Origin of the sequence: Pandoraea sp. NPDC090278, assembly GCF_044772185.1 — a bacterium.
Taxonomy (GTDB): Bacteria; Pseudomonadota; Gammaproteobacteria; order Burkholderiales; family Burkholderiaceae; genus Pandoraea.
Window position 1 is genome coordinate 154,101 of sequence record NZ_JBIVYJ010000007.1, and the last position, 20,453, is coordinate 174,553.

The following is a 20,453-nucleotide window of genomic DNA, read 5'->3' on the forward strand; positions in this document are numbered from 1 at the left end:
CCGTCATGGGTGACGGTGGGGTCATTGCGAGTTGAAGGCGCCCCGACGCCATACCCGGCGCGCTCGCCTAGCCCGCTTCGGCGGCTCGCGTGTAACCAGCGGTATCCCCACTTCGCGGCACGCCGGGCATCGGCTAGACTCTCACTGCGCCGCGCCCCACCCCATCGCGCGGCCAGCTTTGCTGCGGAACCCTCGCACCCGACGCATGGACTACCAGACCGATATCAAGAAGTTTCTCTATAGCCACTACTTTTTCAGCGGCACCCGGCAGGCAGTCGGCGTCATCCTGCCTGCGCTCGTCCTGTTCTGGGGGATGGATAAGCACCTGCTCGGCATCGAGGTCGCCTCGGGCGCGCTCTGCGCGAGCGTGGTCGACATCAACGGGCCGCTGCGTCACAAGCACACCGAACTGCTGAGCTGCACACTCCTCGGTGCACTGACGGTCCTGATCACCGGCATGGCGACGGCCGCACAGCCGTGGCAACTCTGGATCACCTCGCTGATTCTGACGTTCGGTCTGTCGATGCTCGTGGTCTATGGGTTGCGCGCGTCGCTCGTGAGCTTCGCCTGTCTCATGATGATGGTCCTCAACGTCGAAGCGGACCTCACGCGCCATCAGGCGGTGCTCGACGCCGGGGCCGTGCTCGCTGGCGGGCTTTGGTACACCTATTTCAGCCTGTTCGTCTGTCGCATCTGGTGGTTTCGCATCGAGCAGCAAACGCTGGCGGAGTGCTTCTTCGTCACATCCGAGTATCTGGAAGCCAAAGCGGCCTTCTACGATACGTCGACCGATATCGACGACTGCTATCGCCGTCTGATCGCCGCACAGGTCAATGTGGTGGAAAAGCAGCAGGCGGCGCGCGAGATCATTCTGCGTAACCTGCCCCGGCTGCGCATCGGTGCGCTGGAACCGCGCCGCACCATGCTGTTCAATCTCTTCATCAACATCGTCGATCTGCATGAGACGGTGGTGTCGGTGCATACCGACTACCCGATGCTGCGTCGCGAGTTCGCCAATAACGACGTGCTGCTGTTCTTCCGCGACATGATCCGCAAGATCGCCATCGAGGTGGATGCGATTGGCTACGCCATTGCGACCAACGAGCCTTCGCGGGCACAACGCAGTTGGCGCGCGGAATTCCGGGCCATCGAGTACGAAATCGAACTGATGCGCAAGCAGTCGCTGCAACAGAAATCCCCGGAAGCCTATCAGGCGCTCACCAGCACGTTCCGCCGCGTGTGGAGCACCACGCGTATCGTCGAGCGGATGCACCGCAACACCGATGTGAGCACCGCAGGCAGCGCAACCGAAGTGCAGATCGATCAGGCCCTGCAACGTTTCACGTCGCGACAGAGCTTTTCTCCGAAACTTCTCTGGAAGAATCTGACTTTTTCGTCGCCAAGTTTCCGTCACGCGTTGCGGGTGACGATTGCCATCGCCGCCGGGCTGCTCATCTGCGAAAACTGGTCGTTGCTCGCCGGGCAGGATCACAGCTACTGGGTACTGCTTACGATCATCGTGATTTTGAAGCCGGGTTTCAGCCTGACGAAGCAGAAGAACGCACAGCGTCTGACCGGCACGCTGATCGGCTGTGTGAGCGTGCTGGTGATCCTGTCCTTCGTTCACAAGGCCTGGATTCTGCTCGCGCTCATGTTCTTCTGCATGGTCATGGGCAACAGCCTGTCGTTGTTCAACTACGGCTTGTCGGTTGTCTTCATGTCGTCGTACGTGCTGCTGCTGTTCCACTTCCTGTTGCCGGGCTCGCTCTCGGTGATCGGCGAGCGCGCCATCGACACCCTGATCGGATCGGCCATTGCGCTGGTGTGTTCGTATCTGTTCCCGTATTGGGAATACCGATTGATGGGTCCGCTGATCCGCAACGCGGTGCAGTCCACGCGCACCTATCTCGAATCGAGCGCCGCGCTGGACGGCAAACGCGACGACTTCGCCTATCGCATGGCACGCAAGGACATGCACATTGCCTTCGGGAATTTCGGTGCTGCCTTCAAGCGGATGATGCTCGAACCGAAGTCCAAGCAGGTCGCGGTTGCAGAGCTGAACGATTTGCTGGTGCAGAACCACGTGATGGCGTCGTACATCACGGGCCTGTCGGACGTGCTGCCGCGGCAAATCGCAGCAGACAAGAGCGGTGAGTTGGGACAGGTGGTTGGCGCGATCAGCGACCTGCTCTCACAGGCGGTCGCGGCACCGGCGGCGTCCGTGCCGACGGACACGCAAGCGGCCACCGAAGCGATGCGCGATTACACGAAGCGTCTCGATGCCCTGGTCGTCGCGCAGGAACAGCAACCCGACGCGGTCGACGCTCACGTGCAGGAGATCAAGCAGGTCGTGCATCAGCTCAAACAGATGTTGCGCGCGGGCGAGCTGATTCTGCGCGACATGCGGGCTATTCGTCTGCCCGCGTGAACCCGTCATGCCGCGCCGGACCGGCTCGCCTGTGCTTCAGGTGATGCCCGATCGCGTCGCGTAATGATAGAGATCGACGTCCCGATCCAATCCCAGCTTGCGCATGGCGTTGGTCTTCTGTGAGCTCACGGTCTTGACGCTGCGACTCAGTTGGAACGCGATCTCGCTGATGGTCAGCCCGGAGACGAACAAGCGCACCACTTCGACTTCGCGCCCCGAGAGCTTCGACGCATCGATTTCGAGGTCATCGATCACGGAGTCGTGCAAGCGCGTCGCCAGGCCTGCGGGAATATAGCGGCTGCCATCGGCCACCACACAAACGATGTCGGCAATCGAGCTCTGCTCATCGAGCTTCGAGAGAATCGAGTGCACGCCAAGCTTGAGCATGCCCCGCAGAATGGCGAGATTCTCCAGCATCGTGACGACGATGATCTTGATGTTGGGGAAGTAGCGGCGCACATAGCCGATGAGAAAGAGGCCGTCCTTGAAGTTGCCGCCGGGCATGGAGAAGTCGGTGACGAGGATGTCGCACGGCGCTTTGGCTAGCAGATTGACCAGCTCCGACGAGTTTCCCGCCTCCCCGACCATGTGGATCATGTCCCGCTCTTCGAGCAGGCGTCGTATTCCAAACCGCACAATCGGATGGTCGTCAGCGACCACGACATTGATCGTCATTTGTCCCCCCTTTTTCTTCGTTTGGCAGACCGTGGTGACCGCGCGAGGCACGCGGTGCTTCGCGTCGGCCGTCACAACGAAGCGGGTCCATTCTGGCAAAAAGGGAACGGGGCGACCGGATGGGAAACGTCACATAGTCGTATCGGACACAGCAGCTTGCCACGCGGTGTGGTCCATCCACGAGAGGCCCGCATACTGCCCGATAGAGCGGGTACTGCACGCTAACTACTTGAAGTGCCTTGCACGGACGTGAAATTGCACAGCCACATAACGCGGGAGTTTGTGCTACTCGCGTCACCGGCATTCGGAAGATTCGCAGCGCGGGTTTCCGGCATTCCGATTGAGAAAGTCGGAATTACCTTAAACACCTGCGCTGGATTTAATGGTCGGCGCGTTGCGCGCCTCCCGAGATGCGTAGTTATTCCTGCGCGGAAGGCCCCGAAGCCTTACCGCCGTTCGGCGCGTCGGTCCCGCTGCTGGCCGCGCCGCTTACTGCCGTCCCGTCATGTGGCAGTCCATGCCACCCACCGCCGAGTGCCGTCACGAGCAACACGTTCGCCGTGAACTGTCGGCCGAGAATGGTCAGGGCTGTACGCTCCGTGGTGTATGCAGTCGCTTGCGCCGTCAGCACATTCTGGAATCCGACGGTCCCGGCCTTGTACTGGTTGAGGATCAGTTGCGCCGCTTCCTGAGCCGACTGCACCGCCTGATTTTGTACGGCCGCCTCACGCCCCAGATAATTAAGCGCAGCCAGATTGTCCTCGACAGCCTGGAATGCCGTGAGCACGGTCTGGCGGTACGTCGCGACTTGCGCGTCGTAGGCGGCAATCGCTGCGTCGGTCTGTGCGCGTCGCAGGCCGCCATCGAACAACGTGGCCGCGAGTGCCGGGCCGACCGACCAGAAACGGCTCGGCAACGTCAGCCAGTCGGCAAAGCTGTTGTTCTGGAAGCCCCCCGTGGCCGAGAGGGAAAGCGTCGGGAAGAATGCGGCCTTCGCCACGCCGATCTTCGCGTTCGCGGCGACCACCGAACGTTCCGCGGACGCGATGTCGGGACGACGCTCCAACAGTTTCGACGGCAAGCTGACCGGCACGGGCGGCAAAGCGGCGCGCAACGGCGCGGGCGTCAGAGAGAACACAGCCGGAGCCTTGCCGACGAGCAACGCGATGGCGTGCTCCAGTTGGGCACGCGTCACTTCGATATCGAGCGCGGACGCCTGAGCCTGCTGCAGTTGAGTCTGCGCCTGAATAACGTCCGAGCGCTGCGCGACACCCACGGCATATTGGTTCTGCGTGAGTTTCAGCGTCTGCTCGTAGGCCGCGACGGTGCGCCCAAGGAGCGCCTTTTGGGCATCCGTCACGCGCAGGTCGAAGTAGTTCTGCGCGAGCAATGCCTGCGCCGACAGACGTGCGTTCGCCAGATCCGCCGCACTTGCCTCGGCGCTCGCGTTCCCGGCTTCCACCGACCGGCGCACGCTGCCCCAGATATCGAGTTCCCAGCTTGCCGTCCCCGACAAGCTGTAGCTGTTGGAAATCCCCCCCACGCCCGATCCGCTGACGGCCGTATTGCTCACGCGCGAGCTGCTGCGCGTCACACCGGCACTAGCGCCAATCGTCGGGAAGAAAGCCGCGCGGGCCTGCCCCGCTACCGCCAGCGCCTGACGATAGTTCGCCTCGGCCAGCTTGATGTTCTGGTTGTTGATGTCGACCTGTGACATCAGATCGGCAAGCACCGGATCCTGATAAATCGCCCACCAGTCGCCCTTATCGGCCGCGTCGTTGGGCTCGGCCAGCTTCCAGTCGCCGGTTTCCTTGAACGCCGCAGGCGTGTCGATCTCCGGGCGAACATAGTCCGGCCCCAGCGCGCAGCCCGCAAGCCACAGCACCGCGCTCGCCGCGAGGAACGTTGCCGAACGACGCACACGCGGCGACATTCCAAAACCACGCCCTGGCACATTCGCCACCCTCACGGCAGCGGCGTGTGAGCGAACGTTGGACATTTGACGATTCACGGTACGAGGCATGGCGGACATCGGCCCTTCGGCCGCAACAGAGGTCACTGAATTAACTGAGACAACCGAGGGTTCAAACGGCGAGGAAATCCCGGGAGTCCGTGGAGTCAGGGCAGCCGTCGACGAGCGCGCGTCGCGCATTGCATCAGCCATGGCCTACCTCCCCCACGTCGCTGTGGCCGGTCTGGCCACGTGCACGCCAACGCATCCAGCGCAGCCGCACACGGTCGAGATACAGATACACCACCGGCGTCGTATAGAGCGTGAGTACCTGACTCACGAGCAGACCGCCCACGATGGAAATGCCGAGCGGCTGGCGCAGTTCCGCGCCGTCGCCCGAGCCCAGCGCCAGCGGAATCGCGCCAAGCATGGCGGCCATCGTCGTCATCATGATCGGACGGAAACGCAGCACGCACGCCTTGAAGATCGCCTCGCGCGGCGGCAGGTTCTGACGCCGTTCGGCATCGAGCGCGAAGTCGATCATCATGATCGCGTTCTTCTTCACGATGCCGATCAGCAGAATCACACCGATGAGCGCGATGATGCTGAACTCGGTATTGAACAGCAGCAGCGCCAGCAAAGCGCCAACGCCTGCCGAAGGCAACGTCGACAAAATCGTCAGCGGGTGGATGTAACTCTCATAGAGCACCCCCAACACGATATACACCGTCAACAGCGCCGTCAGAATCAAAATGGGCTGCGAGGACAATGCCGACTGGAACGCCTGCGCCGTGCCCTGGAAGCTGCCCTGCACCGACGTCGGCATGCCAAGACGCCCCACCGCATCGTTGATCGACGCCTGCGCCTGCGAAAGCGAGACGCCCGCCGGCAGGTTGAACGAAATCGTACTCGCAGCGAACTGGCCCTGGTGCGAGACGCCCAATGCCGTATTCGTCGGACGATAACGTGCGAATGCCGAAAGTGGCACCTGAGCCCCCGCCGACGTCACCACGTAAATGTCCTTGAGCGACTCCGGACTCTGCCACCATTGCGGGGCCACTTCCATCACGACCTTGTACTGATTGAGCGGGTTGTAGATGGTCGAGACCTGGCGCTGACCGAACGCGTCGTTGAGCACGTTATCGATCTGACTCATCGTCAGACCGAGCCGCGACGCCTGGTCGCGATCGACGTCGAGTGTGGTCTGCAGGCCCTTGTCCTGCTGATCGGTGTTCACGTCGGTGAGATTCGGCAGACGCGAAATCGCATTGCGCACCTTCGGTTCCCACTCCCGCAACTGCTGGAGGTCATCCGCCTGCAAGGTGTATTGATACTGCGCATTGCTCGAACGTCCGCCCACGCGAATGTCCTGCACGGATTGCAGGTACAGCATCGCGCCCGGCTCCTTGGCCAGCTTGCCCCGCAAACGTGCGATCACCTGATCGGCCGTGAGCTTTCGCTCGCCCAGCGGCTTGAGCGTGACGAACATAGAACCGCCGTTGCGGTTCGAACCGCCGGTGAAGCCCGTGACCGTTGCGACATCGGGATCGGCCTGCACGATCTTGATGAAGTCCGCGAGCTTCTTCTCCATCGCCTGGAACGAGATCGCCTGGTCGGCCTGAATGAAGCCGATCATGCGCCCGGTGTCCTGCTGCGGGAAGAAGCCTTTCGGCACCACCATATAGAGCCAGACGTTCAGACAAATCGTCGCCAGCAGGATCAGCAGCATGAGCGGACCGTGGCGCAATGCCCAAGCGAGCGAGCGCTCGTACTCGCGCAGCATCGCCTCGAACATGCGCTCGGTCCAGTTGCCCATGCGCATCCAGATGGACGGTGGTTTGGGCGGTTCAGGCGCAAGCGGCGCGGTGCCAGCGGGTACACCCGGTGCGGCTCGCCCCTTGAGCAGCCGCGCGCACATCATCGGCGTGGTCGTCAGCGACACGACGAGCGAGACCATGATCGCCGCCGACAGCGTGACCGCAAATTCGCGGAACAGGCGGCCGACGATGCCGCCCATGAGCAGCAGCGGGATGAACACCGCCACCAGCGAAATACTCATCGAGAGCACGGTAAAGCCGACTTCGCGCGTCCCTTTGAGCGCCGCCGCGAACGGACTTAAGCCTTCTTCGATGTGCCGCGAGATGTTCTCCAGCACCACGATGGCGTCGTCGACGACAAAGCCGGTCGCAATCGTGAGCGCCATGAGCGACAGATTGTCGAGACTGAAGCCGCACAGATACATGATCCCGAACGTGCCGATCAGCGAGACCGGCACGGCCACGCTCGGAATCAGCGTGGCGCGCCAGTTTCGCAAGAACAGGAACACGACCATGATCACGAGCACGATCGAGATCAGCAGCGTGCGCTCGACTTCCTTGAGCGACGCCCGGATCGTCGGCGTCCGGTCCATCACCACGTCGAGATTGATCGCCGCCGGAATCGAAGCGCGCAGGTTCGGCAGTATCTTGTTGATGCCGTCGACCGTCTGGATGATGTTCGCGCCGGGCTGCGTCGTAATGATGAGCAGCACCGAGGGCTTGCCGTTGGCGGAACCGGCATTGCGCACGTCCTGCACCGAGTCGACCACGTCGGCGATATCGGAGAGTCGCACCGGACGCCCGTCCTGATAGGCGACGATGACCGGCAGGTATTCCTTGGCCGTCTTCGCCTGATCGTTGGCAAGAATCTGCCAGCGGCGGTCGCCGTCTTCAAGCGCGCCCTTCGGTCGGTTCGCATTCACGGCCTGAATCGCCGTACGCACCGTCTCCAGCGGAATCTGATACTTGTTGAGCGCCGTGGGATTGAGTTCGACGCGTACGGCTGGCAGCGAGCTGCCGCCCACCGTCACATCGCCCACCCCTTCGAGTTGCGAGATCTTCTGCGCGAGGATGGTCGATGCCGCGTCGTACATCTGACCGCGCGTCATGCTCTCGGACGTCAGCGCAATGATCATCACCGGCGCACTCGCCGGGTTCACCTTGCGGTAGGTCGGATTGCTCGGCAGTCCCGTCGGCAGCAAGCTGCGCGCCGCGTTGATCGCCGCCTGCACGTCGCGCGCCGCGCCGTTGATATCGCGCGAAAGGTCGAATTGCAGTGTGATGCGGGTTGAGCCGAGCGAGCTGTTCGACGTCATTTCCGTCACACCGGCGATGCGTCCGAGCGAGCGCTCCAGCGGCGTGGCCACGCTGGCCGCCATCGTTTCCGGACTCGCGCCGGGCAGCGACGCCGACACCGAGATCGTCGGAAAGTCCACCTGCGGCAATGGCGAAACCGGCAACAGCCCGAAGGCGACAATGCCAGCCAGCGTCACCCCGATGGTGAGCAGAACGGTCGCGACCGAGCGCTTGATGAAGACAGCCGACAGGTTCATCGTGCCGGACCGTCCGTTGTCACCGCACCGACAGGACCGGAACCACCCGGGCCACCATGACCATCGTGTCCGTCGTGCCCCTCGCTATCCGACGGTCCGAAGCGGCGCTCGCGCCATGCACGTGCCCGCATTGCCCAGCGGTCGAACCACAGGTAGATCACCGGCGTGGTGAAGAGCGTGAGCACCTGACTGACCATGAGACCGCCGACCATCGTGATACCCAGCGGCTGACGCAACTCGGAGCCGACACCGGAGCCGAGCATCAGTGGCAGCGCGCCCAGCACGGCGGCCATCGTCGTCATCAGAATCGGCCGGAAACGCAGCAGGCACGCCTGATAGATCGCCTCGCGCGGCGCCATGCCGTGTTCGCGCTCCGCCTCGAGCGCAAAGTCGATCATCATGATGGCGTTCTTCTTCACGATACCGATCAGCAGAATGATGCCGATGATCGCGATGATGCTGATGTCGTTGCCCGAGACCATGAGCGCAAGCAGCGCGCCCACACCCGCTGACGGCAGCGTCGACAAAATGGTGATCGGATGGATGTAGCTCTCGTAGAGCACGCCCAGCACGATATACATCGTGACGACCGCCGCAAGAATCAGCCACAACGTATTCGAGAGAGACGCCTGGAACGCCTGCGCAGCGCCCTGGAAAGTCGTCTGCGTGCTCACCGGCAAGCCGATGGACTGTTCCGCTTCGGTAATCGCCTTCACCGCTTCGCCGAGCGATGCGCCCTTGGCCAGATTGAACGAGATCGTCGCCGCCGGGAACTGCGCCTGATGGTTGATCGCCAGCGGTGTGGGTTTCTCGATAATCTTCGCGAACGACGTGAGCGGCACTTGCACGCCAGTCGTCGATGCGACGTAAATGCCCTTGAGCGCATCCGGCCCGCGCTGGAAGTCGTCAGCCACTTCCAGCACCACGCGATACTGCGACGCCTGCGTATAGATCGTGGAAATCAGACGCTGACCGAAGGCGCTATATAGCGTCTGATCGACAGCCGCAGGTGTCACGCCCAGACGACTCGCCGTATCGCGATCGATCTCCACATAGGCCTGCAAGCCGTTGACCTGCAAGTCGCTTGTCACGTCGGCCAGTTGCGGCACGTGTTGCAGCTTGTCGACGAGCTTCGGCACCCAGACGCCCAACGTATCCAGACTCGGATCCTGCAACGTGAACTGATACTGCGTGCGGCTGATGCGGTCTTCAATCGTCAGATCCTGAACCGGCTGCATATAGAGTGCGATGCCGGGGACCTTCGCGACTTCGGGCTGAATACGGCGAATCACCTCGGAGGCGTCGATCCCGCGCGTCGCCTTGTCTTTCAGGTTGATGAGCAGACGCCCGCTGTTGAGCGTAGCGTTCACGCCATCCACACCGATGAACGACGACACCGATTCCACTGCGGGATCCTTGAGCACCTCCGCGACCAGCGCCTGCTGACGCTCGCCCATCGCCGCAAACGAGATGGACTGCGGCGCTTCGGAAATGCCCTGAATCACGCCGGTGTCCTGCACCGGGAAGAAGCCCTTGGGCACCCACATATAGAGCAACACCGTCAGCACCAGCGTGCCGAGCGCGACGAGCAGCGTGGCCGTCTGGCGGTCGAGCACCCACGTGAGCCATTCGCCGTACTTCGCAATAATGCGATCGAACAACTCGCCGGTCTTGCGATAAAACTTGCCCTGCTTCTCGTCAGGCACATGGCGCAGCAACTTGGCGCACATCATCGGCGTGAGCGTCAGCGACACCACGGCCGAAATCAGAATCGATACCGCCAGCGTCACCGCGAACTCGCGGAATAGACGCCCCACCACGTCGCCCATGAACAGCAGCGGAATCAACACGGCGATCAGCGAGAACGTGAGCGAAATGATGGTGAAGCCGATCTGCTCGGCCCCCTTGAGCGCCGCCTGCAACGGTTTCTCACCCTGCTCCATATACCGGGCGATGTTCTCGATCATCACGATGGCGTCATCGACCACGAAGCCAGTCGCAATGGTCAGCGCCATGAGCGTCAGGTTATTGATCGAAAAGCCAGCGAGATACATCACGCCGAAGGTACCGATCAGCGAGAGCGGCACCGCGACACTCGGAATAATGGTGGCCGATACGTTGCGCAGGAAAACGAAAATCACCATCACCACCAGCGCGACGGCAAGAATCAGTTCGAACTGAACGTCCGAGACCGACGCTCGGATCGTCGTGGTGCGATCGGTCAGCAGTTGCACGTCGATGCTGCCCGGCAGCGCTGCCTGCAATTGCGGAAGCAACGCCTTGACCTTATTGACGGTCTCGATCACGTTCGCACCCGGCTGACGCTGCACGTTCAGCACGATGGCGGGAGTGGTGTCGGCCCACGCGGCGAGCTTGGTGTTTTCCGCGCCGTCGATCACATCGGCAATGTCGGACAGGCGGATCGGCCCGCCATTCTTATAGGCAATGACGAGATTGCGATATTCGTCTGCCGACGCCAACTGGTCGTTCGCGTCGATGGTCGAAGCGCGCAGCGGACCGTCGAAACTCCCCTTCGCCTGATTGACGTTGGCGGCCGCAATCGAAGTACGAACGTCTTCGATGTTCAGTCCATAGGACGTGATGGCACGCGGATTGACCTGAATGCGCACGGCCGGTCGCTGCCCGCCGGAAATACTCACCAGACCAATGCCCGGCAACTGTGAAATCTTCTGCGCCACGCGCGTGTCGACCAGATCCTGCAGCTTCGGCAGCGGCATGGTCTTCGACATGATCGCCAACGTCAGAATCGGGGTGTCCGCCGGATTGACCTTGTTGTAAATCGGCGGCATCGGCAGATCGCTCGGCAGCAGGTTGCTGGCGCTGTTGATCGCGGCCTGCACCTCCTGCTCGGCCACGTCGAGGCCGAGGTCGAGCGAGAACTGAAGCGTAATCACCGACGCCCCGCCCGAACTGGTCGACGACATCTGGTTCAGTCCCGGCATCTGCCCGAACTGACGCTCCAACGGCGCGGTCACCGATGAGGTCATCACGTCCGGGCTCGCGCCCGGATAGAGCGTGACGACCTGAATGGTCGGATAGTCGACTTCCGGCAGTGCCGAGAGCGGCAACAGCCGGTAAGCGACGAAACCGGCGAGCAGAATCGCCAGCATCAGCAACGATGTGGCGACCGGTCGGAGAATAAACTGACGTGACGGATTCATTAGCGACGTTAATCTAGCTCACTGCTGGGTGTGGCTCACTGCGGGATGCCGCTCACTGCGCCTGACGGCGATGCGCACCGCCGTTGCCGTTACGCTTCTCGCCCGGGGCACGCGGCGCAACCGCTGCGGCTCGGCTCTCTGCCGTGATCACTTCGACCTTCGCGCCATCGCGCAGCTTGTCCATGCCGTCGATCACGAGCTTCTCACCCGGATCGATCCCGGACTCCACCGCCATGTTCGTGCCGTCGGTCGGTCCGAGCTTCACCGTCTTGAGCTTGACCGTCTGATCCGGCTGGACGGTGTAGACGAAGCTGCCCTGCGTGCCGCGCTGAACCGCCGCGCTCGGGATGAGCGTCGCGCCTTTGAGCGTGTCCACCAGCATCTTCACGTTGACGAACTGATTCGGGAACAGCATGCCGTCGGCATTGGCGAACTCGGCCTTGAGCTTGACCGTGCCCGTCGTCGTATCGATCTGGTTGTCGATGGAGGCGAGCTTGCCGTCGGCCAGCTTGGTCTTGCCTGCCCGGTCGAACGCCTCGACGGGCAGCGTCTCACCGCCGCGCGAGCGCTTGACGACCTTCGGCAGGTTGTCTTCAGGAATGGTGTAGACGACGGTGATCGGCGTGACTTCGTTGATGATGACGATCCCGTTGGTATCCGACGCATGGATGATGTTGCCCGGATCGACCTGACGCAGGCCTGCGAGGCCGGAGACCGGTGCCGTGACGCTCGCATAGGTCAGTTGCAGGCGGGCATTGTCGAGCTGGCCCTGATCGGACTTGACCGTCCCTTCGTACTGCTTGACGAGCGCGCGCTGCGTGTCGACCGTCTGCGTGGCAATCGAATCCTGCTTGAGCAGCGTTTCGTATCGCGCGAGGTCGAGCTGCGCATTCTTGAGCAGCGCCTGATCGCGCGCCAACTGGCCTTCCATCTGGGTGACCTGCACCTGGAACGGACGCGGATCGATCTCCGCGAGCAGTTGCCCCGCCTTGACGAGATCGCCTTCCTTGAAGTGCACCTTCATGAGCTGGCCGTCCACGCGCGAGTGCACCGTGACGCTGCGTGTCGGCGTGACGGTGCCCAGCCCGTTGAGGAACACCGGCAGATCGCCGGTCTTCGCCGCGACTGCCGTGACCGGTGTAGCCGGTGCACCCGTGCCTGCCATGCCTGCTGGCGGCCCGCCCCGGCGTCCACCGGCCTGTGCCGGTCCCTGGGCGTTCTGCGAGTGCAGACGGTAGTAAACACCCCCGGCGATAAGCACGACGATCAGTCCGAGGATGCCCGGCACAAGCCAGCGGCGCTTGCGCGACGGCTCGGTGGATGTCAGCGAAACCGGTGGTGTCGGCGGCACCTGCGGGGCAGGCGAACGCTCAGAACCGTTCGGTTTTTCGGAACCGTGGGGACCGTGCTCGGTCATGACTTCCTCGTAACAGCGGAGTAGTTGGCGGATTCGTCCAATGCGGACGACGTTCTTTTCTTTGGTTTGCTGCGGCGCGGCAAACTGCCCGGGAAGCCCCGAAACAGCGGCATGCACCTCATTGGCTGACCAGCATAGCAGACGGTTGTAACAGCTCGATGGGATGGCTTGTTACAAGCGTTTCTTCTGTGCCGTCGATCGGAATTGTCCGACGCTGCTAAATGACCGGCTGGACGAACGATGGTTCGCACCTGCCCGCCGATCGTGTCCACCGATGCCTTGCATCGCCTTGCCGTGCATCGCTGTGCAGTGCCTTGGCGCAGCGTCCCGTGAGATGAGACGTGCGATTGGGTGTGCGATTTACTGCCAGACCGACCGCCTGTTAAGGATGACGCGCGACGAAACACTGGCAAAACCGATTCCGTCAGGGCCAATCAGGCAGTCTGATTAAGAGACCGAAGCTTACTCGACGTCGATGAAATTAGTGCGTGTTTCCTGCGTTATCGCGGCTCGCACTATTATTACGCATCGTTACAGGCGACCAAGACTGTAATTTCCGGAAACAAAACACGTACAAAGCCGCGCAGCGAGGCCACTATCATGACGACACAACCTGTCCGAGCGAATATGAAGATTCTTGTTGTCGACGACGATCCCGATCTGCGTGATCTGCTGCGCGAGTATTTGAGCCGCCACGGCTTCTCCGTCGCGGTCATGCACGACGGCGAAGGGCTGGCCGCACGCCTTGAGCGCGAGCGCCCCGCCCTGATCGTGCTCGACCTGATGATGCCCAAGGTGGACGGTCTGACCGCCCTGCGCGATCTGCGCGCACGTAACGACGACGTGCCGGTGATTCTGCTCACCGCACGCAGCGACGAAATCGACCGTATCGTCGGACTGGAAATCGGGGCCGACGATTATCTGGGCAAGCCCTTCAGCCCGCGCGAACTGCTCGCCCGTATCAACGCGGTGCTGCGCCGTCGCAAGACGCCCGACGCCGCCGTGCCGGAACAGCGCGAGAATTACGCGTTCGGCCCGTTCATGCTCGATTTTCGCAGCCGCACGCTGACGCGCGACTCGCAATTGCTCACGCTCTCGGATGGCGAATACGGCCTGCTGCGGCTACTGGTGAACCACGCGATGCAGGTCTTGTCCCGTGAACGCATTATCGAATTGCTTTACGGTGCCGACAGCGACGTGAACGATCGCGGCATCGACGTGCAGATCTGGCGCCTGCGCCGTCTGCTCGACGAGGACGCACAAAGCCCGCGCTTTATTCAGACCGTGCGCGGGCGCGGCTATATCTTTGTTCCCGACGGCCAACGCGCCGACATGGCCACCGCATGAAAGGCCGTTTTGACACGCTGTTCGGCCGGCTCGCGGTGCTTATCATCGCGGCGCTGGTCATCAGTCACTTCTCGTATCTCACGATCCTTCGCAGCGATCACGATGAGATGCGCGTGCAGAACGCCGCCGAACAGATGGCGTTCATCATCAAGGCGGCGTCCGAGGTCCACGAAGGCAATTCGACGCTCACGCTGCCCGATCTCGTTCAGGTCGTGCCCGTCTCGTTCGCGCATGGCGATGTTTTCGAACCGGCCAGCAAAAGCGCACGCCTGACGACCGAACTCGCCCGCCGTTTGCCCGCCGGTACGCAATTGCGCGTGGAGCGCACGCCGCCGCCACGGATCTGGGCGCGTCTGCCCGGCCGTGACTACTGGATTGCGACCCCCGTACTGTCTGTAAGAAATCCGCCGGGGACAGCGACGATTCTGCCGGGCCTGGCCGCCGTACTGGGGATTACCGTCATCTTTGCGTTGTTCGCCGCGTGGCAGTTGCAACGCCCGGTGCGGGACATGGCGGCCGCCGCCGAACAACTGGCGACCCATCGCGTTCGAACGCAGGTCAAAGAGCGCGGCCCGCTGGAGCTGCGGCAATTGACGGAGCGCTTTAATCGCATGAGTCAGGACATCGTCCAGACCGACCGCGAGCGCAATACGATGCTCGCCGGCATTGCGCACGATCTGAAAACACCGCTCGCCCGGCTGCGTCTGCGCGCTGAGATGCTCGACGACGTACAGATGAGCGAAGGCATTACCCGCGACGCCGAATCGATGACGCGCATCGTCGACCAGTTCCTGCTGTTCGCGCGAGGCGTGGAACTCGACAGCGCCGCCTCGCCGGTCGAAGCCCGGATTCCATCGCTGATCGCGCCGTTCCTCGATCAGGGATACACCATCGACCTGGATTTGCAGGCCGGGCCAGGCTTCAAACTGCGCCAGACGTATCTGGAGCGCATCGTGAACAATCTGCTCGATAACGCGGTGACGTACGGCCGCGCGCCGCTGACGATCCGCACGTCGCAGGACGCAAGTGGCTGGCGCCTCGTGATCGAGGACAGCGGCCCCGGCATTCCGAACGAAGACATCAACCGCATCGTGCGCCCGTTTGTGCGCCTTGACCCGGCGCGCGGCGGCAATGCCCATTGCGGCCTCGGTCTCGCCATCGTCGATAAGCTCACCCAGCAACTCGGCGGACGCGTCTCCTTCGCCAACCGCGCCTCCGGTGGCCTACAAGTCACCTTGATGTTCCCGCCCGACGATCCCAGCGCTGAGGGATAAGACAAATCCCCCGACGCCCGCGCCAATTCCCAGCCAATGAAAAAACCCGCCGTCGATTAACGAACGGCGGGTTTTGACTTTTACGGCACTGCATCACATCAAGCCACAGCCAGGCGATCCGGGTTGGGGGGCAATGCGACTACTGGGCTGCGCTTTACTGCTCACAGGGACACGATGGAGATGGCAAAGACTGTGCGAGTGAGGCACAGCAATATTGACTCCCCAACCTCCCTGGCATGTGACCGGCAATGCCAGTCCGGCTAACGCCGGCGAATTACTTCGCGATCAGGAATTTCTCGCGGCTCTTGCCAATCCACTTCGGCGCGCGACCACGGCCCGACCAAACTTCGCCGGTCTCGGGGTTGCGGTACTTCGGAGCGATGGGTGCACGGGCCGGGCGGCGGCGGCCGTCCGTCGTAGCGAGACCGAGATCCTTCGCGGTGAGCTCGTATTCCTCGATCTTCTGTTTGACTGCGGCAATGACCTGAGCCACTTCACGGGCGCGGGCCTCTTCGATCTGCTTTTCGATTTTGTCGCGTTGCGCGACGAGTTCCTTATAGCTTGTTGCCATCTGACGTGTCCTTACCTTGTTAAAAATGGATCGCCACTTAAAATAGCACGAGTTTTAATAATTTGAAAACCGCATTTCCATCAAATGAGTCTGTGGACGCAGAAATTGCATTGAATTGTCCGAGGGACACTTCAGAAAATGCACAGAATCGGGGCATATATCCGGGATTACCGTCACAGTCCTTCACCCCATAACCCCTCCGAAAACAAGTTGGGGTCACCGTCAATTCCCTCGCAATATGAGATGAATCCTCTGGCCGGTGATGAGGACTCCACACGGCACTATTGGTTCACGCTTCATGCCGCAAGGCTTAGAAAGCTTTCCTCGCCTATCCCGCCAAGTCGCCCATTGCATCACGTTTTCACATAAATCGACGCATCAAAATATACGATCACAAATATTTAAGCGCAATCCGATCATTCTGTTATCCGAAGCACTGCAATCATTCGGACAATTCTCAACCAACTGCCGCAATTTACGGATAACTTGAGTTGAGGATTTAGCAAAATGCGTCGACATATCGTCCACATTTCAGGCGAAGAGCGTCCACAAGTCGGCATAGGGATAAATCGCGACGTGAGGCAAACTGTCATTTTTGTTGACGTATACGTCAAACCCATACGGGAATCTGATTTCACGAATCCGGGAAGTTTTCGTAAGATAAGCTAATTCGCCAGCATGCCGATGCCTGCCAAAGCCAGTGCCGTCGCCCCCCCCCCCGGATGGAATGCCATAACCCTGACGGTCGAATTAAGCCTTTGCTGATTAACCGAAATCGCCAAATCCCGAATTGAATTGGCGTCGATCTCCTACGGATTGGGACGCATGAAAGAACGCATGACGACATCGACGACGGCCTCGGATTCACGCTCGCCTTTCGACACCGAGGCCCCCACGATTACGACCGGCCGCACGATCCTGCGCCAGTGGCGCACCAGCGACCTGCCTCTGTTCGCCGCGCTCAACGCCGATCGGGAAGTCATGCGCCACTTTCCGACGACGCTCGATCGCGCACAAAGCGACGCAGTCGCGCTCCGGCTGGCACAGCATCTGGACACCCACGGCTACGGCCCGTGGGCACTGGAGATCCCTGGCGTCACGCCGTTCGCTGGATTCGTGGGACTGATGCGCGTCGGGTTCGACGCGCCCTTCGTCCCGGCCGTCGAAATCGGCTGGCGGCTCGCCCGCGCCTGGTGGTCGGCGGGATATGCGACGGAAGCGGCCAACGCCGCAGCCCACTACGCCTTTGAGACGCTAGGCATGGACGACCTCGTTTCCTTCACGGTGCCCGCCAACGTTCGCTCACGCGCGGTGATGCAACGCATCGGCATGCACCACTGCCCCGACGAAGACTTTCTGCACCCGCTGATTCCGCCCGGCCACCGGCTGCGCCGTCACGTGCTTTACCGGCTGGACGCCGCCGATTGGCGGCAAACAAGGGATGAGCGTCGCTTGCGAGATTGAAGCAGGCGCTTAAATCGTGGGACAATCTGACTCTTTGCGCCAGCCGTTCCCCCCATCGTGTCGCGCGCCGTCATCATTCCGCTCATCATCGCCTGCGCTTTGTTCATGGAGAACATCGACGCCACGGTGATCACCACTTCGCTGCCAGCCATGGCACGCGACCTCCATCAGGATCCGATTTCACTGAAGATGGCGCTCACCGCCTACGTGGTCGGGCTGGGCATCTTCATTCCGATCTGCGGATGGGTCTCCGACCGCTTCGGCGCGCGCAATGTGTTCCGCACCGCCATCGGCATCTTCATGGCCGGTTCGATTCTCTGCGCGGTGTCGTTTTCGCTGCCGACGTTCGTCTTTGCCCGCTTCCTGCAAGGCGTGGGCGGCGCGATGATGGTGCCGGTCGGCCGACTCGTGATCTTCAGGGCGGTGCCCAAGCACGATCTGGTGAAAGCCATCGGGTATCTGACCATGCCCGCCCTACTCGGCCCGGTGATCGGCCCGCCGCTCGGGGGCGCCATCACCGCGTATCTGCACTGGCGCTGGATTTTCTTCGTCAATATTCCCGTGAGTCTGCTCGGCATCTATCTCGCGGGGAAGTACATCGATAACGAGCGCGGTGGCGATGCAGGTCCTCTGGACGCCATTGGCTTTATCCTCTCGGCGCTCGGCAGCGGTCTGCTGATGCTGGGGCTGGCGATGATCGGCGAGCATCAGGTCAGCGACACGGTTGTGATCACCATGTGCGTGCTGGGCGGCGTATTCGTCTACGCCTACTGGCGACATGCCAATCGCGTCGAAGCACCGCTGCTGGACTTCCGTCTCATGCGCATTCCGACGTTCCATGCGAGCGTGGTTGGCGGTTCGCTCTTTCGCATCGGCCTGGGTGCGGTGCCGTTCCTGCTGCCGCTGGCGTTACAGGAAGGTCTGCACATGGACCCGTTCGAGTCCGGCATGATCACCTGCGCCTCGGCGTTCGGCGCGATTTTCATGAAGGCGATTGCCCAGCGCGTGCTGGCGCGATTCGGCTTCCGTCAGGTGCTCATTGTGAACGCCGGGCTGGCTGGGCTGGCACTCGCCTCATATGGCCTCTTTACGCACAACACGCCGGTCATCGTCATGCTCGGCGTCGTGGCGTTCGGCGGTTTCTTCCCCTCGCTGCAATTCACCTGTCTGAACTCCATCGTCTACGCCGACATCGCGAGCGAGGATGCGAGTCGCGCCACCAGTCTCGCCAGCGTCGTTCAGCAACTGTCGCTGGGGCTCGGGGTGACGATTTCGGGGATGGTGCTTCAGGCGAGCAGCCGACTGGCCGGCCACACCGAGTTGGTGGCGAGCGACTTCCTCCCCGCCTTCCTCGTGATCGGCCTGTTCTCGTGGCTGTCCATTCCCGTCACACGGCAACTGCCTGCAGACGCGGGTACGGAACTCGCACGTAAGCACTGAACGCGGGGCGCGTTACTTCGCCCCCTTCCCGCTGGCAGACGTGGCCGAATGGCCAGAGGTGACGACGGCATGCACCGCCATGCCGACGATCATCGCGACGACGAACACCAGCGCCTTGCCCGATCCCGCGCCAAGCAGCACGAGCGCGGGACCGGGGCAAATCCCTGCGATCCCCCAGCCGACGCCGAACAGCAACGCGCCCCCCACCAGCCGTTTGTCGAGTCCGTGCAACGCAGGCCAGACGCGAGGCTCGCCGGTCCACGCCAGCGCTTGCGAGTGCGCCAGCCGAAACCCCACGAGCCCCACCGCGACCGCACCGCCCATGACGAAGGCGAGCGACGGGTCCCATTTACCTGCGATGTCCAGAAACCCAAGCACCTTCGCGGGATTCGCCATGCCCGCGAGGATCAGTCCCACCCCGAACACCAGACCGCCGACGAGGGCGAAGAGGATCTTCTTCATGCGGCACCTCCGACGTGAAGCACATGACGCGCGACGTACACCGTCAGGAATCCCGTCGCCATGAAGCACAGCGTTGCGACGAGCGAGCGCCACGACAGACGCGACAGCCCGCACACGCCATGACCGCTGGTGCAGCCCGAGCCGAGACGGGTGCCGAAGCCGACCAGCAGCCCCGCCGCGACGAGCATCGCAGTACTCGCCTCCACCTGCACTTCGGGCACGATCGCCACGGCGCGATACACCCATGGCGCAGCCATCAGGCCGACGATGAATGCGACGCGCCAGGCCACGTCGCCCGCACGAGGCCGCAACAACCCGCCCGCAATGCCGGAAATCCCAGCAATTCGTCCGGCAGACAACATCAGCCAAACCGCCGCAATGCCGATCAGCACGCCACCGGCGAGCGATGCCCACGGCGTGAAGTGAAGGGTGTCGAGTGTCATGAGGAGAGGCTCCGTCGTGGAATCAGGATGTCGGACAGAACTGATCGTAGAGACACGCCAGCACGGCGAGCACCGCGCCGTCGGCCACAGCGTAGTAGATGCGCTTGCCGTCGCGTCGGGTCGTCACCAGCGCTTCGCTGCGCAAGACGGCGAGTTGTTGGGAGAGCGTTGGCTGCCGGATATCGAGCTGCGCTTCAAGTTCGCCCACCGATAGCTCGCCCTGTGTGAGCTGACACAGGATAAGCAGACGGTCCTCGTTCGCTAGAGCACGCAACAGCGCCGTCGCGTCTTGCGCAGCGGCACGCAGACGCGCGAGGTCGAGCGAGGCGGACGGGACGACAGCCGCAGGAGGGTCGACAGGCGCAACACGGGATAGCGCAGTGACTCGTGGCATGGCAGGATCGATGCAAATCAGGAAACCGGACCGCG

14 protein-coding genes are annotated in these 20,453 nt (G+C 62.1%); 5 read left to right on the plus strand and 9 right to left on the minus strand.

The window, feature by feature from the left end; all coding sequences use genetic code 11:
• The first annotated feature begins 205 nt into the window (after nucleotides 1–205).
• Nucleotides 206–2,428: an FUSC family membrane protein gene (locus ACIQWO_RS23560; protein ID WP_402829422.1), complete on the plus strand. Its 2,223-nt coding sequence runs from the start codon at nucleotides 206–208 to the stop codon at nucleotides 2,426–2,428.
• Nucleotides 2,429–2,464: 36 nt separating this feature from the next.
• On the opposite strand, the gene ACIQWO_RS23565 is transcribed toward ACIQWO_RS23560, so the two are convergent.
• The 5 genes from ACIQWO_RS23565 to ACIQWO_RS23585 all read right to left on the minus strand — a co-directional run bounded on the left by ACIQWO_RS23565 (nucleotide 2,465) and on the right by ACIQWO_RS23585 (nucleotide 13,023).
• Nucleotides 2,465–3,103 carry a response regulator gene (locus tag ACIQWO_RS23565; protein ID WP_402829424.1) on the minus strand — a complete coding sequence of 213 codons (639 nt, stop codon included), beginning with the start codon at nucleotides 3,101–3,103 and terminating at the stop codon, nucleotides 2,465–2,467.
• 418 nt (nucleotides 3,104–3,521) lie between these two features.
• The gene (locus ACIQWO_RS23570; protein ID WP_402829426.1) at nucleotides 3,522–5,036 is read right to left on the minus strand and encodes an efflux transporter outer membrane subunit; all 1,515 of its coding nucleotides are present in this window, start codon (nucleotides 5,034–5,036) and stop codon (nucleotides 3,522–3,524) included.
• Nucleotides 5,037–5,259: 223 nt separating this feature from the next.
• On the minus strand, nucleotides 5,260–8,424 hold the full coding sequence (locus tag ACIQWO_RS23575; protein ID WP_402829428.1) for a multidrug efflux RND transporter permease subunit: 3,165 nt from the start codon (nucleotides 8,422–8,424) through the stop codon (nucleotides 5,260–5,262).
• The gene (locus tag ACIQWO_RS23580) at nucleotides 8,421–11,606 is read right to left on the minus strand and encodes an MdtB/MuxB family multidrug efflux RND transporter permease subunit (RefSeq protein ID WP_402829430.1); all 3,186 of its coding nucleotides are present in this window, start codon (nucleotides 11,604–11,606) and stop codon (nucleotides 8,421–8,423) included. Before ACIQWO_RS23580 ends, ACIQWO_RS23575 begins: the two co-directional genes overlap by 4 nt.
• A 52-nt stretch (nucleotides 11,607–11,658) precedes the next feature.
• Nucleotides 11,659–13,023: an MdtA/MuxA family multidrug efflux RND transporter periplasmic adaptor subunit gene (locus tag ACIQWO_RS23585; RefSeq protein ID WP_402829432.1), complete on the minus strand. Its 1,365-nt coding sequence runs from the start codon at nucleotides 13,021–13,023 to the stop codon at nucleotides 11,659–11,661.
• A 627-nt stretch (nucleotides 13,024–13,650) separates the two neighbouring features.
• Here ACIQWO_RS23585 and ACIQWO_RS23590 point away from each other — a divergent pair.
• Nucleotides 13,651–14,370: a response regulator gene (locus ACIQWO_RS23590; protein WP_039400753.1), complete on the plus strand. Its 720-nt coding sequence runs from the start codon at nucleotides 13,651–13,653 to the stop codon at nucleotides 14,368–14,370.
• Nucleotides 14,367–15,644: an ATP-binding protein gene (locus ACIQWO_RS23595; protein WP_150576303.1), complete on the plus strand. Its 1,278-nt coding sequence runs from the start codon at nucleotides 14,367–14,369 to the stop codon at nucleotides 15,642–15,644. The genes ACIQWO_RS23590 and ACIQWO_RS23595 overlap by 4 nt, the downstream gene beginning before the upstream one ends.
• Nucleotides 15,645–15,918: 274 nt before the next feature.
• On the opposite strand, the gene ACIQWO_RS23600 is transcribed toward ACIQWO_RS23595, so the two are convergent.
• Nucleotides 15,919–16,215: an H-NS family nucleoid-associated regulatory protein gene (locus ACIQWO_RS23600; protein ID WP_402829435.1), complete on the minus strand. Its 297-nt coding sequence runs from the start codon at nucleotides 16,213–16,215 to the stop codon at nucleotides 15,919–15,921.
• An 825-nt stretch (nucleotides 16,216–17,040) separates the two neighbouring features.
• Between ACIQWO_RS23600 and ACIQWO_RS23605 the strand changes: the two genes are divergently transcribed.
• Both ACIQWO_RS23605 and ACIQWO_RS23610 read left to right on the plus strand, forming a co-directional pair.
• Nucleotides 17,041–17,679: a GNAT family N-acetyltransferase gene (locus ACIQWO_RS23605; RefSeq protein ID WP_402829437.1), complete on the plus strand. Its 639-nt coding sequence runs from the start codon at nucleotides 17,041–17,043 to the stop codon at nucleotides 17,677–17,679.
• 57 nt (nucleotides 17,680–17,736) lie between these two features.
• A complete protein-coding gene (locus tag ACIQWO_RS23610; RefSeq protein WP_402829439.1) occupies nucleotides 17,737–19,119 on the plus strand; it encodes an MFS transporter in 1,383 nt (460 codons plus the stop codon).
• Between the two features lie 12 nt (nucleotides 19,120–19,131).
• On the opposite strand, the gene ACIQWO_RS23615 is transcribed toward ACIQWO_RS23610, so the two are convergent.
• The 3 genes from ACIQWO_RS23615 to ACIQWO_RS23625 are packed head-to-tail and all read right to left on the minus strand — an operon-like array spanning nucleotide 19,132 to nucleotide 20,418.
• On the minus strand, nucleotides 19,132–19,581 hold the full coding sequence (locus ACIQWO_RS23615) for a DUF6691 family protein (protein ID WP_402829441.1): 450 nt from the start codon (nucleotides 19,579–19,581) through the stop codon (nucleotides 19,132–19,134).
• Nucleotides 19,578–20,024, minus strand: coding sequence for a YeeE/YedE family protein (locus ACIQWO_RS23620; protein WP_402829443.1), 447 nt, complete (start codon nucleotides 20,022–20,024; stop codon nucleotides 19,578–19,580). The genes ACIQWO_RS23615 and ACIQWO_RS23620 overlap by 4 nt, the downstream gene beginning before the upstream one ends.
• Before the next feature lie 22 nt (nucleotides 20,025–20,046).
• Nucleotides 20,047–20,418 (minus strand): ArsR/SmtB family transcription factor, encoded by a 372-nt coding sequence (locus ACIQWO_RS23625; protein ID WP_402829445.1) that lies wholly within the window; start codon nucleotides 20,416–20,418, stop codon nucleotides 20,047–20,049.
• Nucleotides 20,419–20,453: the final 35 nt, after the last annotated feature.

Bases quoted from the DNA above. Each gene is read 5' to 3' on its own strand.
- ACIQWO_RS23560 (WP_402829422.1), top strand. From the start codon at position 206: ATGGACTACCAGACCGATATCAAGAAGTTTCTCTATAGCCACTACTTT.
- ACIQWO_RS23565 (WP_402829424.1), bottom strand. From the start codon at position 3,103: ATGACGATCAATGTCGTGGTCGCTGACGACCATCCGATTGTGCGGTTT.
- ACIQWO_RS23570 (WP_402829426.1), bottom strand. From the start codon at position 5,036: ATGTCGCCGCGTGTGCGTCGTTCGGCAACGTTCCTCGCGGCGAGCGCG.
- ACIQWO_RS23575 (WP_402829428.1), bottom strand. From the start codon at position 8,424: ATGAACCTGTCGGCTGTCTTCATCAAGCGCTCGGTCGCGACCGTTCTG.
- ACIQWO_RS23580 (WP_402829430.1), bottom strand. From the start codon at position 11,606: ATGAATCCGTCACGTCAGTTTATTCTCCGACCGGTCGCCACATCGTTG.
- ACIQWO_RS23585 (WP_402829432.1), bottom strand. From the start codon at position 13,023: ATGACCGAGCACGGTCCCCACGGTTCCGAAAAACCGAACGGTTCTGAG.
- ACIQWO_RS23590 (WP_039400753.1), top strand. From the start codon at position 13,651: ATGAAGATTCTTGTTGTCGACGACGATCCCGATCTGCGTGATCTGCTG.
- ACIQWO_RS23595 (WP_150576303.1), top strand. From the start codon at position 14,367: ATGAAAGGCCGTTTTGACACGCTGTTCGGCCGGCTCGCGGTGCTTATC.
- ACIQWO_RS23600 (WP_402829435.1), bottom strand. From the start codon at position 16,215: ATGGCAACAAGCTATAAGGAACTCGTCGCGCAACGCGACAAAATCGAA.
- ACIQWO_RS23605 (WP_402829437.1), top strand. From the start codon at position 17,041: ATGAAAGAACGCATGACGACATCGACGACGGCCTCGGATTCACGCTCG.
- ACIQWO_RS23615 (WP_402829441.1), bottom strand. From the start codon at position 19,581: ATGAAGAAGATCCTCTTCGCCCTCGTCGGCGGTCTGGTGTTCGGGGTG.
- ACIQWO_RS23620 (WP_402829443.1), bottom strand. From the start codon at position 20,024: ATGACACTCGACACCCTTCACTTCACGCCGTGGGCATCGCTCGCCGGT.
- ACIQWO_RS23625 (WP_402829445.1), bottom strand. From the start codon at position 20,418: ATGCCACGAGTCACTGCGCTATCCCGTGTTGCGCCTGTCGACCCTCCT.